Genomic DNA, 14,067 nt, shown 5'->3' with positions numbered 1-14,067 from the left:
GCTCCCGCTTTTTTTGGGGCCGCTACGCAGCCCAGCGGGAGCAAGCTCCCTCGCCACAGGAGGCAGCCTCGCTACAGGTATTTCAACAATAAGAAAAAGGACTCTTCATGATCACCGATTCACCTCGCTTCAAACCCTTCACCGCAGGCTCCTTGCTGCTGCTGTCCGTGGCGGCCCACGGGCAGTACCTCGAAACCGGCAAACCGGGCGATCCCGCCAGTTGGCGTTCGGCCGAGTTCCAGAGCGACTGGGGCCTGGACCGGATGAAAGCCAACGAGGCCTACGCGGCCGGTATCACCGGCAGTGGCGTGAAGATCGGGGCGCTGGACTCGGGTTTTGACCCCAACCATCCCGAAGCCTCAAAGGACCGTTATCACGCGGTCACCGCCAGCGGTACCTACGTCGATGGCCGTCCGTTCAACACCACCGGCGCCCTCAACCCCAACAACGACTCCCACGGCACCCATGTGACCGGCACCATGGGCGCGGCCCGTGATGGCGTGGGCATGCACGGCGTGGCGTACAACGCGCAGATCTACGTCGGCAACACCAACGCCAACGACAGTTTCCTGTTTGGCCCCACACCGGACCCCAAGTACTTCAAGGCGGTGTACAGCGCCCTGGTGGATTCCGGCGTGCGTGCGATCAACAACAGCTGGGGCAGCCAGCCCAAGGATGTCAGCTACCAGACCCTGGGTGACCTGCACGCGGCCTATGCCCAGCACTACAACCAGAACACCTGGCTCGACGCCGCCGCCGATGTGGCCAAGGCCGGGGTGATCAATGTGTTCAGCGCCGGCAACAGCGGCTATGCCAATGCCAGCGTGCGTTCGGCCTTGCCGTATTTTCAGCCTGGGCTGGAAGGCCACTGGCTGGCGGTGTCGGGCCTGGACAAGGCGAATAACCAGAAATACAACCAGTGTGGCATCGCCAAGTACTGGTGCATTTCCACGCCGGGAGCGTTGATCAACAGCACCATTCCCGAGGGCGGCTACGGGGTGAAATCCGGCACCTCGATGTCTGCACCCCATGCCACCGGCGCACTGGCACTGGTGATGGAACGCTACCCATACCTGAACAACGAGCAGGCCTTGCAGGTGTTGTTGACCACGGCCACCCAGCTTAATGGCGCGGTCACTGACGCACCCACCACACAGGTCGGCTGGGGCGTGCCGGACCTGGGCCGGGCGATGCACGGGCCTGGGCAATTGCTGGGCCCCATGACGGTCACGCTGGCGGCCGGGCAGGGCGATGTGTGGAGTAACGCGATCTCCGACAAGGCGCTGATCCAGCGTCGGGCCGAAGACAGCGCCGAAACCCTGGCCTGGCAGCAAACCCTGCGCGACAAGGGCTGGGAAAACGGCGTGGGAGCCGGTGCGAGTCAGCAGGACCAGACCGACTACGCCGTTGGCACCGCCCGGGCGGCGGCAGCGGCCCAGCGTATCTACGAAGGCAGCCTGACCAAATCCGGCGCGGGCAGCCTGATCCTGACGGGTGACAATACCTACCGTGGCCCCACCACCGTCAACGGTGGCCGGTTGGCGGTGAACGGCTCACTGACTTCTGCGGTGACGGTCAATGACAGCGGCACCTTGGGCGGCGCCGGGCGTATTGCGGCGTTGCAGGTGAATAACGGCGGCACCGTGGCGCCGGGCAATTCCGTGGGCACCTTGCAGGTGGCCGGGGATGTGAACCTCGCCGCCGGCTCCACCTACGCAGTCGAACTCACACCCACCCGCAGCGACCAGATCGTCGCCACCGGCAAGGCTACCCTCGGCGGCGGCACCGTGACCCTGGCCCTGGAAAACAGCCCGACCCTGCTCAGCCAGCAGCAGGCCGAGAGCCTGGTGGGGCGCCAGTACACCATCCTGCAGGCGGCGGGCGGAATCCAGGGCCAGTTCGGTGCCGTGTTGCCCAACTACCTGTTCCTGGGCGGCACGCTGGACTATGCCGCCAACGGCGTGCAACTGGCCATTGCCCGCAGTGACGCGAGTTTTGCCAGTGCCGGCGCCACCCGTAACCAGCGCTCGGTGGCGGCCGCTGCCGAGCAACTGGGCGCCGGCAACCCGGTGTATGAAAGCATCCTGCGCTCGGACTCACTGGCCACAGCGCAACAGGGTTTCCAGCAACTGTCCGGAGAAATCTACCCGGCCATCGGCACGATGTTGATCAATGACAGCCGCCAGGTACGTGACGCCGTGGGCGAACGCCTGCGCCATACGCCGGTGGCCGGTGAAAGCAACGTGTGGGTCAAGGCGCTCGGCAGCTGGGGCAAGACCGACAGCCGCAGCGAAACCGCAGGCTACACCAGCTCCCTGGGCGGCATGCTGGCCGGCGTCGACGGCGCCCTGGACGATCAGACCCGCGTTGGCCTGGTGGCGGGTTACAGCGACAGCTCCCTGAACATGGGCAGCGGCACCCATTCCTCGGCGTCCATCGACAGCTACCACCTCGGCGCCTATGCCGGGCATGAGCTGGGCAACTGGCGGCTGAGCGTCGGTGGCGCCTACAGCTGGCATCGCGGGGATGTGAAACGCGACTTGCAGTACGGCGAGGTCAGCGGCAAGCAGAAGGCCAAGCTGGATGCACGCAGCGCCCAGGTATTTACCGAGGCAGCCTACCGCTTGAACGTGCCAGCGGTAGCGCTGGAGCCGTTCGCCAACCTGGCCTACGTGAAGCTGGACAACGAACGCTTTCACGAGAAAGACGACGCCGCCGCACTGGCGCGTGGCAGTGACAGCCGCGACGCGGTGCTGAGCACTCTTGGCCTGCGGGCGTCGAAAACCCTGGCCCTCAATGACCGGCAGCAACTGGACGTTTCCGGTTCGTTGGGCTGGCAGCACAGCCTGAGCGCCGTCGAATCCGAGGAGCACCTGGCGTTTGTCGCCGGTGGGCCGTCGTTCGCGGTGCAAAGCTCGCCGCTGATGCGCGATGCGGCGCTGGTAGGGGTGCAGGCCAGCCTGGCGTTGAGCAAAAGCACGCGGGTCAACCTCGACTACACGGGCCAGTTGGCTGGCCGGGAGAAAATCCAGGGTGTGGGGTTGAGCCTGAACTGGCAGTTCTAAACGGTACGCCACCTTCATGCAGGAGCGAGCTTGCTCGCGAAAAACCTGAAGGCAGCACAGTTATCCAGAAAGCCCGAGTCATCGTTAACGACCATCGCGAGCAAGCTCGCTCCTACAAGGAAGTCCACCGTGAAAACAACAAAACGAGGGTTTCAATCCGCCATCCCGACAGGCCCGGGCTACCCGCTCAAGGCCCTGAGTGGCGTGCCATACGGCGCGTTGCTGTGTTGCCTGGCCAGCCTGGGTACCGCCCAGGCCGCACCCTACGTCGAAACCGGGAAACTGGGGGACGCTGCCAGTTGGCGCAGCAATGAGTTCAAGGCCGATTGGGGCCTGGGCGCCGTGCATGCAGACGCTGCCTACGCCGCCGGCTACACCGGCAAGGGCGTGAAGCTGGGGATCTTCGACCAGCCGGTGTACGCCCAGCACCCGGAATTCGCCAGCCCCGGCAAAGTGGTCACGATCGTGACCGAGGGCATTCGCCAATACACCGATCCGTACATCCCGGTGAAGGCCGGGGATGCCTTTCGCTATGACGGCACGCCGTCCCTGGGCTCAAACGGCAAACTCGGCAATCACGGCACCCACGTCGGCGGCATTGCGGCGGGTAATCGCGACGGCGGGCCGATGCATGGCGTGGCATTCGATGCGCAAATCATCAGTGCCGAAAACGGTGACCCCGGCCCCGAAGACGGGATCATCCTGGGCAACGACGGCGCGGTCTACAAAGCCGGTTGGGACGCGTTGGTGGCCAGCGGTGCGCGCATCATCAACAACAGCTGGGGCATTGGGATTGGTGACCAGTACGCCAAGGGCGGGCGTGATCCGGCGTTCCCCAACTTCACGGTCAATGAGGCGCAGGCCCAGTTCAATAATATCCGGCCGATCCTCGGCACGATCGCCGGCGGTGCCTATCAGGGTGCGATCGATGCGGCCCGCAGCGGCGTGCTGACGATCTTCGCCGCCGGTAACGACTACAACCGCAATAACCCGGATGCGATTTCGGGCCTGGCCTACTTTGTGCCGGAGATCGCACCCAACTGGTTGTCGGTGGCGGCCTTGCAGCAGAACCCCGACACCGCCAGTGCCGACCCGTACGTGATCAGCACCTTCTCCTCTCGCTGCGGTTATGCCGCGAGCTTTTGCGTCGCGGCGCCCGGCACCAAGATCTACAGCTCGGTGATCAACGGCACCACCCTGGAAAACCTGACCACCGACTACGCCAACTTCAACGGCACCTCCATGGCCGCGCCCCATGTGGCCGGCAGTGCGGCAGTGCTGATGGAGCGCTTCCCGTACATGAGCGGCGACCAGATTTCCACGTTGCTCAAAACCACCGCGACCGACCTCGGCGCACCGGGCATCGACTCGCTGTACGGCTGGGGCATGATCAACCTGGGCAAGGCCATCAACGGCCCGGGGATGTTTGTGACGGCTGAGGATATTCCGGCCGAGTTTCGAATCGACGGCGCCTACGGCTCCGGCCAATTCGTCGCGGACCTGCCAGGGATGGGCGCCGTGGTGGATGCCGGTAAACCGACCCAGCGCCTTTGCACCGACGTGCATTGCGGGCTGGACGTGTGGAGCAACGACATCGCCGGGCATGGCGGCCTGACCAAGCAGGGCATTGGCGCGCTGGTGCTGACCGGCACCAACACCTACAGCGGCCCGACCCTGGTCAACCAGGGGTTGCTGGCAATCAATGGTTCGATCACCTCCGACGTCACCGTAGGCAGCAGCGGGGTAGTGGGTGGTTCCGGGCACATCGGTTCACTCACCGCCAACAGCGGCGGTACCGTGGCGCCAGGCAATTCCATTGGCACCCTGAACGTGGCGGGGGATGTGAGCTTTGCGGCGGGCTCCACCTATGCGGTGGAGCTGTCGGCCACCAACAGTGATCGCATCGTCGCCGGTGGCAAGGCCACCCTCAGCGGCGGCACGGTGACCCTGGCCCTGGAAAACAGCCCGACACTGCTGACCCAGACCCAGGCCGAAAGCCTGATCGGTCGCCAGTACAACATCCTTCAGGCCGCCGGCGGCATTACTGGCAGCTTCGGTTCGGTGCTGCCCAACTACCTGTTTATCGGCGGCACCCTGAACTATGCCGCCAACGGTGTGCAACTGGATGTGGCGCGCAACGCCAACACCTTCGCCAGCGTGGCGGCCACGCCGAATCAACGCTCGGTTGCAGCTGCTGCCGAACAGTTGGGGGCCGGTAACGCTGTGTATGAAAGCCTGTTGTCGGCGCCGAATGCGGCGTCGGCCCAGGGTGCATTCCAGCAGCTGTCCGGGGAAATCTACCCGGCGCTGGAAACCGCGCTGGTCAATGACAACCGCTACCTGCGCGAAGCCGTGGGCGAGCGTTTGCAGCAAGGCGAAATGGGCGCATCGACCGAGACTATCGACAGCCGCGGCAACGTTTGGGTCAAGGCCCTCGGCGCTTGGGGCAAGACCGATAGCCGCAGCGACACGGCAGGCTACACCACCTCCATCGGCGGCATGCTGGCGGGTGTGGACGGCGCGCTGGACGAAGACACCCGTTTGGGCCTGGTGGCGGGCTACAGCGACACGTCGCTGAACATGGGCAGTGACACCCACTCCCGCGCATCAGTCGACAGCTATCACCTGGGTGCTTATGTCGGGCACGAGATCGGCGCCTTGCGTTTGAGCGGGGGCGCAACCTACAGCTGGCACCGCGCCGATGTGAAGCGCGAGCTGCAATACGGTGAAGTCTCCGGCAAGCAAAAAGCCAAGGTCGATGCCCGCAGTACCCAGGTGTTTACCGAAGCGGCGTATCGCCTGAACTTGCAACCCCTGGCCCTGGAACCGTTCGCCAACCTGGCGTATGTGCACCTGGATGCCGACGGGTTTACCGAGAAGGGTGATGCGGCGGCGTTGAAGGGCGGGAATGACAGCCGCGACCTGGTGTTGAGCACCCTGGGCGTAAGGGCGCTGAAAACCTTGAACGTGAGCGACCACCAGCAACTGGAGCTTTCCGGCACGCTGGGCTGGCAGCACAACCTGAGCAGCGTCGACTCCGAGCGCCACCTGGCATTTGCATCGGGCAGCCCGTCGTTCTCCGTGGAAAGTTCGCCGATGGTACGTGATGCGGCCCTGGTAGGCGCGCGGGTCAGCCTGGCGCTGAGCAAGGACGCGAAGGTGAATCTTGATTACAACGGCCTGCTGGCCAGCAAGGAGAAAGTCCATGGCGTCGGCTTGAGCCTCGACTGGGCGTTCTGAAATACCGTTGTTTGGCTTTCTCGACAATTCCAACAAAAGAGAGGCAATACCATGGGTGTCTTTGACTATAAAAACCTCGGCACCGAGGGCTCCAAAGCGTTGTTCGCCGATGCCATGGCGATCACGTTGTACTCCTACCACAACCTGGATAACGGCTTTGCCGTGGGCTACCAGCACAACGGTTTTGGCCTGGGCCTGCCGGCGACCCTGGTGGGCGCGTTGTTGGGAAGTACCGATTCCCAAGGGGTGATTCCGGGGATTCCCTGGAACCCCGATTCGGAAAAGGCCGCCCTTGATGCGGTGCACAAGGCCGGCTGGACGCCCATCAGCGCCAGCACCCTGGGCTACGGCGGCAAGGTCGATGCCCGGGGCACGTTCTTCGGTGAAAAAGCCGGCTATACCACCGCTCAGGTGGAAGTGCTGGGCAAGTACGATGGTGACGGCAAGTTGCTGGAAATCGGCATCGGTTTTCGCGGCACCTCCGGCCCCCGGGAAACCCTGATCAGCGATTCCATCGGCGATTTGGTCAGTGACCTGCTGGCCGCGCTGGGGCCGAAGGATTACGCGAAAAACTACGCGGGCGAAGCCTTTGGCACCTTGCTCAAGGATGTCGCGGCGTATGCCGGCAGCCATGGGTTGACGGGCAAGGACGTGGTGGTCAGCGGCCATAGCCTGGGTGGCCTAGCGGTCAACAGCATGGCCGACTTGAGCGGCAATAAATGGTCGGGGTTCTACAAGGATTCCAACTACGTGGCCTACGCCTCGCCGACCCAGAGTGCCAGCGACAAGGTGCTGAACATCGGGTATGAAAATGACCCGGTATTTCGCGCCCTGGACGGTTCGTCGTTCAATTTCTCGTCCCTGGGCGTGCACGACAAGCCCCATGAGTCGACCACCGACAATATCGTCAGCTTCAACGATCACTATGCGTCGACGCTGTGGAATGTCCTGCCGTTTTCCATCGTCAATGTGCCGACCTGGATCTCCCATTTGCCCACGGCGTATGGGGATGGCTTGACGCGGGTGCTGGACTCGCAGTTCTACGACCTGACCAGCCGGGACTCGACGATTATCGTGGCCAACCTGTCGGACCCGGCCCGCGCCAATACCTGGGTGCAGGACCTTAACCGCAACGCCGAGCCCCACAAGGGCAACACGTTCATCATTGGCAGTGACGGTGATGACCTGATTCAGGGCGGCAAGGGCGTGGACTTCATCGAGGGCGGCAAGGGCAATGACACGATCCGCGACAACAGTGGGCATAACACCTTTCTGTTCGGAGGGCAGTTTGGGCAGGACCGGGTGATCGGCTACCAGCCCACCGACAAGCTGGTGTTCCGGGACGTGGAGGGCAGTGCTGACTGGCGTGATCACGCCAAGGTGGTGGGGGGTGATACGGTGCTGAGTTTTGGCGCGGACTCGGTAACGCTGGTTGGGGTTGGACTGGCCGGGGTTTGGGGCGATGGAATTTCCATCAGCTAAATAGCGCTGCTGTTGTGGCGAGGGAGCTTGCTCCCGCTGGACTGCGCAGCAGGCCCGTTTTTGGGTCCGCTTCGCGGCCCAGCGGGAGCAAGCTCCCTCGCCACAGGGTTAGTCAGCGTCTGGGGAGGGGTTATCTCCAGTAGTGGCCATGGTTCCAGTACGGGCGATGGGGTTGGCCGTAGCCGTAGCCGTAGCCGTAGTAATGACCGCGTGGCCAGTAGCCTCGCGGGCCGTAGCCATAACCCCAGTGGCCGTAGTAGCCGGGAGGAGGCGCTTGCACGATCACCACGCGCGCTGGCGCCTGGCGGATGATGAGGGTGTCGGCAAACACCGGCGTGCTCGCCAGCGCAGCCCACATCACGGGAATGAGTAGCAGAGCGCGCACCGCTCGGGACATGAATGCCATGGCCATGGTTCTCCGTCGTACCGCTTTCGAAGATGAAGGCGGTTGATCGGTTAAACGCGGGGGCGGTGGAAATCCTTCGGTAAAATTTTGTTTATTTTGCCCATGCCAAAAAAAACCGCGCATTTGCGCGGTTTTTTTTATTTCTCCTTGATCACGGTCGCGACGTCGGCGGCCTTGACCCGTATGTGCTTGCCGGCGATGTCGGTGAATTCGTAGAAACCATCCGCAGTCTTCGCGTTCGGCACATCCCTGGTCAAATATTGGGTGCCGTTCTGCAACGTCACTACGGTTTGCGTGGAGCAACCGGCCAATACCAGCATCGTCAACATACCCAGTGCCAGACCCAAATTCTTCATGCTCATAACCCTTACCCTGACCCTTCGAAAACCCCGCGCCTGAGCGGTCGGGGGAGACACATTTAATGTGGCTGACAGCCATCTGATCATTATTACGCAAAAAGTTGCGTGTGCCTTTGATCTATTACCGATTGCAACAGCCGGCCGGGGACGGCACTCTGTATGCATAACCAGTGTTTGATCCAGCGCCTGAAGTGCCTGAAATGTCCAATCCCCTAGAAGATCCGCTCTATTACCTGCATAACTTCCGCCAAGTGCTCGACTGGCTGGGGCAGCGTTATGCCGATTTGCTGGCTCCTGACGAAGAGCATTTCATTCAGCAATTTGACAGCTTGCCGCAAGCGTCCCAGGCCTTGCTGGTGCGAATGGTAATGCGCAAGGGCGTGCATTTTCGCGCTGGCAAGCTCAACTATGTCGAGATCGGCGCAGTGCAGGAGGCGGTGGTGCCGTTGCTCGAGCAGGGCTGGGTGAGCGATCAGTGCCTGGTGTCGTTTGAAGAGCTGTTCGGCCTGTTGCAGAAAGCCGAAATTCTCGTGGCGTTCAAACCCTGGATCGAGCACCCCAAGGCCAGGAAGTCTGACTGGCTGGCGGTGCTGTCAGTGCAGTTCTGCGAAGCGCGCTGCTTCCAGGATTGGTGCCCGGACGTGACCGATCAACTCTACAGCCTGACGGTGATGGACCTGTGCGACCGCCTGCGCCTGATGTTCTTTGGCAATCTGTATCAGGACTGGTCGGAGTTTGTGCTGGCGGATCTGGGGATTTTCACGTACGAGAAAGTCGAGTTCTGCGACGAGTCCCGCGGCTTGCGCAGCCGTGACGATGTGCACGGTTTCCTGTTCCTGCACCAATGCCAGCAGGCTTTTGAAGCGGGTGAGGCGTTGGGCGTGGTACTGGAAAACATCACCACCCTGCACACTGACAACCCCTGGCTGGAAAAGCGCCGGGCCAAGCTGTTGTTTCAGGTAGGCCAGTACTGCGAGCGCAGTGCCGAGCTGGCCCTGGCCGAGGCGATCTACAGGGGCTGCGCTTATCCCGGCGCCCGGGCCCGATTGATTCGGGTACTGGAGCGCCAGGAAGACTACGCCCAGGCGATGCTGCTGGCGCGTGAGGCGCAGGTGGCACCGGAGAGCGCCGCCGAGCAGCAGCATCTGTTGCGAGTGATCCCCAGGCTGCGGCGCAAACTCGGCGAACCAGCGATACCCAAGGCAAAGCCCTGCGAGATCGTGCGCCTGGACCTTGAGCTGCCAGCCCCGGAGCCGCTGATGTCGGTGGAATATTGCGTGCAGGCGCACCTGAGCGACCACGGCGCGCCGGTGCATTACGTCGAGAACAGCCTGATCAATTCGTTGTTCGGCCTGCTGTGCTGGCCGGCGATTTTTGCGCCGTTGCCGGGGTCGTTTTTCCACCCGTTCCAGCGCGGCCCGGTGGACCTGCACAGCGAGGATTTTCATCAGCGGCGTGCCGAGCTGTTTGCCGCATGCCTGGATCAACTGGGCGATGAGCGCTACAAGACCACCATCCGCCAGCGGTACATCGACAAATGGGGCATCCAGTCACCCTTCGTGTTCTGGAACGTTCTCAGCGAAGAGCTGCTGGACCAGGCACTCGATTGCCTGCCCGCCGCGCACCTGCGTCACTGGTTCGAGCGCCTGCTGCTGGATATCCGCGCCAATCGTGCCGGCATGCCCGACCTGATCCAGTTCTGGCCCGAGGAAAAAACCTACCGCATGATCGAAGTCAAAGGCCCCGGTGATCGCCTGCAGGACAACCAATTGCGCTGGCTGGAGTTCTGCGGCGAGCACCAGATGCCCGTGACGGTGTGTTATGTGCGCTGGGCGGAGCAGCAGGCTTGAGCTACAGCGTCGCAGTGCGTGCGCTATGTGAGTTCACCGCCAAGGTCGGCGACCTCGACTTGCGGTTTACCCCGTCCCCCAGCGCCCAGGAGGGCATTGTCGGCCACCGCACCGTGGCGTCGCGGCGCAGCGCCCACTACCAGAACGAAGTCGCGCTGGAGGGCGAATACCGGCAGTTGAAAGTCCGGGGCAGGGCAGATGGCTACGACCCGGACCGCAACCAGCTGGAAGAAGTGAAAACCTATCGCGGCGACCTGGACAAGCAGCCGGCCAACCACCGCCAACTGCACTGGGCCCAGGTCAAGGTGTACGGTTGGCTGATGTGCCAGAAGCTCGGGTTATCGGAGATTGTGCTGGCGCTGGTGTACTTCGACATCGTTGGCGAGCACGAAACCCTCTTGAGCCAAGCCTTCCAGGCCGCCGACCTGGAACACTTCTTCAACCAGCAATGCGCGTTGTTCCTCGGGTGGGCCGAACAGGAAATGCGTCAGCGCGAAGCCCGCAACGCCGCAGCGGCCGCCCTGGGCTTTCCCCATGCAGCGTTTCGCCCGGGCCAGCGCTCCCTGGCAGAAACGGTCTACAAGGCCGTCAGCACCGGCCGTTGCCTGATGGCCCAGGCGCCTACCGGGATTGGCAAGACCGTCGGCACGATTTTCCCGATGCTCAAGGCCCTGGCGCCGCAGCAACTGGACAAGGTGTTCTTTCTCACGGCCAAGACCCCCGGCCGAAAATTGGCGCTGGACGCCGCGCAAGTGCTCTATGACAGCAGCCCGGACCTGCCGCTGCGGGTGCTGGAGCTGGTCGCGCGGGACAAGGCCTGCGAACACCTCGACAAAGCCTGTCACGGCGACTCATGCCCCTTGGCCAAGGGCTTTTACGACCGCCTGCCCGCCGCCCGCCAGGCCGCTTCACAGGTGCGCCTGCTGGACCAGCGCAACCTGCGGGACGTCGCCCTGGCCCATGACGTGTGCCCCTATTACCTGAGTCAGGAAATGGCGCGCTGGACCGACGTGGTGGTTGCCGACTACAACTACTACTTCGATTTCGGCGCCATGTTGTTCGGCCTGGCCCAGCTCAACCAGTGGCGGGTGGCGGTGCTGGTGGATGAAGCCCACAACCTGGTGGAACGCGGCCGATCGATGTACAGCGCCGCCCTCGATCAGTACAGCCTCAAGACGTTGCGTGACACCGCGCCGGAACCGCTCAAGAAGTCCTTGCAGCGCCTGAACCGAGAGTGGAACGCCTTGCACAAAGAGCAAGTCGCGCCGTATCAGGCCTATGCCCGCAAACCCGAGAAACTGCTGCAAGCGTTGAGCCTGTGCACCAGCGCCATGGGCGAGTATTTCAACGATCACCCCGAAGCACTCAATGGCGACCTGCAGGCCTTTTACTTCGAGGCGTTGCAGTTCGCCAAGGTCGCCGAACTGTTCAACGAACACTTCATTTTCGACATCAGCAAGCGCGAACTCAGCGGCAAACGCAGCTCATCCAATCTGTGCCTGCGCAACGTAGTGCCCGCCGAGTTCATTCGCCCGCGATTGACGGCGGCCCGCAGCAGCGTGCTGTTTTCCGCCACCCTGAGCCCGCGGCATTACTACGCGGACTTGCTCGGAATGCCACCCGACACGGCCTGGGTCGATGTGGAGTCGCCGTTCAAGGCCGAGCAATTGCAGGTGCATATCGTCGACAGGATCTCCACCCGGTTCGTGCATCGCCAGGCGTCCCTGGAGCCCATCGTCGAGCTGATCGCCACACAGTTCGCGCAGGCGCCGGGCAACTACCTGGCGTTTTTCAGCAGCTTCGATTACTTGCAGCAAGTGGCGCAATTGTTGGCCGAACGGCACCCGCACATCCCGCTGTGGCAGCAGTCACGGGGCATGGCCGAGGCCGAGCGCCAGGCGTTTCTCGACCAGTTCACCCAGCACAGCCAGGGCATCGGTTTTGCCGTACTCGGCGGTGCATTCGGCGAAGGCATCGACCTGCCGGGAACGCGACTGATCGGCGCGTTTATCGCCACCCTGGGCCTGGCACAACTGAACCCGGTGAATGAGCAGCTCAAGGTGCGGATGGGCGCGATTTTCGGCGCCGGTTACGACTACACCTACCTGTACCCGGGCATTCAGAAGGTGGTGCAGGCCGCGGGCCGGGTGATTCGCAGCCAGCAGGACCGGGGCGTGGTGATGCTGATCGATGACCGTTTTGGCGAAGCCCGGGTGCGGCAGTTGTTGCCACGCTGGTGGTCGATCACTGCGCCGGATACACCGCGTCCCGCAACTGGTGGGTGAACAGCCCGGACATGCCTTCGTACGCGGTATTGGTCAATGCGACCACTGTGAGCTTTTGCTGCGGGTCGACAAACCAGCTGTGACCGTAGGCGCCGCCCCATTCAAAGGTGCCACGGGATTGCGGCGTGCCCGTCAGCGCCGGGTCATTCAGCACCGCCCAGCCGTAACCGAACCCCCAACCCGGGTCCTGGGTTTGCGCCATGGCGCCGACCTGATCGGTGACCATCAACTGCACGCTGTGCGCGGACAGGATCGGTGCGCCGCCCTGGCGAATGGTTTCCAGGAACCGCGCAATATCACCTGCCGTCCCGGCCATGCCGGCGCCGCCGGAAGGGTAGGCATGGGGATCAAGAATCCGCCGCACATCAAACAGCGCGGTGCTGTTGCCCGAGGTGATGGTGGCCCTGTCGACCATACGCAACGGCTGCGGTGATCCATCCTGATACGCGGCGGCCAGCCGCGTGAGGTCGGTCACGGCAAACCCGGTATCGCGCAGGCCCAGAGGCCCGGTCACCGACTCGTGGAGCAATTCCGGCAAGCGCTGGCCCGACGCCTTTTCCAGCACCGCACCCAGCACATCGGTGGCCATCGAATACTGCCAGCCGGTACCCGGCGGGTAACTCAAGGGCACGCTGGCGATGCGCTTCAGGTTCTCGGCAAAGCTGATTTCCGGCTCGCCCAAACCATCGGAAACCCCGGCGGTGCGGTAGGGGCCGTGGGGGGCTTCCAGAAATCCGTAGCTGAGGCCGGCGGTGTGGTTGAGCAATTGGCTGACGGTGATCACCGGGGTGGTGCCATCCGCCAGCTTGGGATTGAAGTCGGGCAGCCAGCGGCTGACCGGATCGTCCAGGCCCAGGCGGCCTTGTTCCACCAGGTGCATCGCGGCGGCGGAGACCAGCGGCTTGGTGACCGATGCCAGGCGAAAGATCGTGTCCTCCGTCATCGGCCGCTCGGCTTCCCGGTCCGCCAACCCGGCAGCACGGTGGTAAACCAACTGCCCATCCCGCAGCACCAGCACCACTGTGCCCACCAGGCGCTTGTCGGCAATGGCGCTGTCGACCACTGCATCCACCCGTTGCGCGAGCAGCGGGTCCTGGCTGTCGGCGCAGGCGAGGGTGGCGCAAAGCGTGGCGGCAAGGGTCACGAGGTGTCTGGCTGAAGGCTGCATGGGTCAGGTTCGCTCATTGGCAGTGCAGGGCTGCCAATATGAACACAAGGGCCCCTGACTACAACGTGACATTGAGGCCACTGTGGATTATGGGTTGCGGTGTGGTTTTTCAGTCATGAAATATCTCCTTAAGGGAGGCCTAGGTTCCCCGCTGGAGCCTGGACGCGGAATACCCTAGAGTCCGCGTTTCTGTCGCGATCGTCCGGAGCTTT

Annotated in this window: 8 protein-coding genes; 5 read left to right on the top strand and 3 right to left on the bottom strand. The window is 63.1% G+C overall.

Annotated elements, in window-relative coordinates; genetic code table 11:
* Nucleotides 1-107: 107 nt before the first annotated feature.
* The 3 genes from eprS to MUM_RS0109680 all read left to right on the top strand — a co-directional run bounded on the left by eprS (nucleotide 108) and on the right by MUM_RS0109680 (nucleotide 7,787).
* On the top strand, nucleotides 108-3,065 hold the full coding sequence (gene eprS, locus MUM_RS0109690) for an autotransporter serine peptidase EprS (protein ID WP_010169387.1): 2,958 nt from the start codon (nucleotides 108-110) through the stop codon (nucleotides 3,063-3,065).
* 129 nt (nucleotides 3,066-3,194) lie between these two features.
* Nucleotides 3,195-6,305 (top strand): autotransporter serine protease, encoded by a 3,111-nt coding sequence (locus MUM_RS0109685; RefSeq protein ID WP_010169385.1) that lies wholly within the window; start codon nucleotides 3,195-3,197, stop codon nucleotides 6,303-6,305.
* 51 nt (nucleotides 6,306-6,356) lie between these two features.
* Nucleotides 6,357-7,787, top strand: coding sequence for a polyurethane esterase (locus MUM_RS0109680; RefSeq protein ID WP_010169383.1), 1,431 nt, complete (start codon nucleotides 6,357-6,359; stop codon nucleotides 7,785-7,787).
* Between the two features lie 130 nt (nucleotides 7,788-7,917).
* Here the strand turns inward: MUM_RS0109680 and MUM_RS0109675 are convergent, their stop codons facing one another.
* The gene (locus MUM_RS0109675; protein WP_010169381.1) at nucleotides 7,918-8,193 is read right to left on the bottom strand and encodes a hypothetical protein; all 276 of its coding nucleotides are present in this window, start codon (nucleotides 8,191-8,193) and stop codon (nucleotides 7,918-7,920) included.
* Nucleotides 8,194-8,330: 137 nt separating this feature from the next.
* Nucleotides 8,331-8,555: a YgdI/YgdR family lipoprotein gene (locus MUM_RS0109670; RefSeq protein WP_010169379.1), complete on the bottom strand. Its 225-nt coding sequence runs from the start codon at nucleotides 8,553-8,555 to the stop codon at nucleotides 8,331-8,333.
* 197 nt (nucleotides 8,556-8,752) lie between these two features.
* Between MUM_RS0109670 and MUM_RS0109665 the strand changes: the two genes are divergently transcribed.
* Entirely contained in the window at nucleotides 8,753-10,402 is a 1,650-nt protein-coding gene (locus tag MUM_RS0109665) for a VRR-NUC domain-containing protein (RefSeq protein ID WP_010169377.1), read from the top strand.
* On the top strand, nucleotides 10,399-12,687 hold the full coding sequence (locus MUM_RS0109660) for an ATP-dependent DNA helicase (RefSeq protein ID WP_010169375.1): 2,289 nt from the start codon (nucleotides 10,399-10,401) through the stop codon (nucleotides 12,685-12,687). Before MUM_RS0109665 ends, MUM_RS0109660 begins: the two co-directional genes overlap by 4 nt.
* Here the strand turns inward: MUM_RS0109660 and MUM_RS0109655 are convergent.
* The gene (locus MUM_RS0109655; RefSeq protein WP_010169374.1) at nucleotides 12,647-13,855 is read right to left on the bottom strand and encodes a serine hydrolase domain-containing protein; all 1,209 of its coding nucleotides are present in this window, start codon (nucleotides 13,853-13,855) and stop codon (nucleotides 12,647-12,649) included. The genes MUM_RS0109660 and MUM_RS0109655 overlap by 41 nt on opposite strands.
* Between the last annotated feature and the right edge of the window lie 212 nt (nucleotides 13,856-14,067).

It is taken from the genome of Pseudomonas sp. PAMC 25886, assembly GCF_000242655.1.
GTDB lineage: Bacteria > Pseudomonadota > Gammaproteobacteria > Pseudomonadales > Pseudomonadaceae > Aquipseudomonas.
Note: the sequence above shows the minus strand (reverse complement) of the source record. Positions and strands in the feature narration are given on the sequence as shown.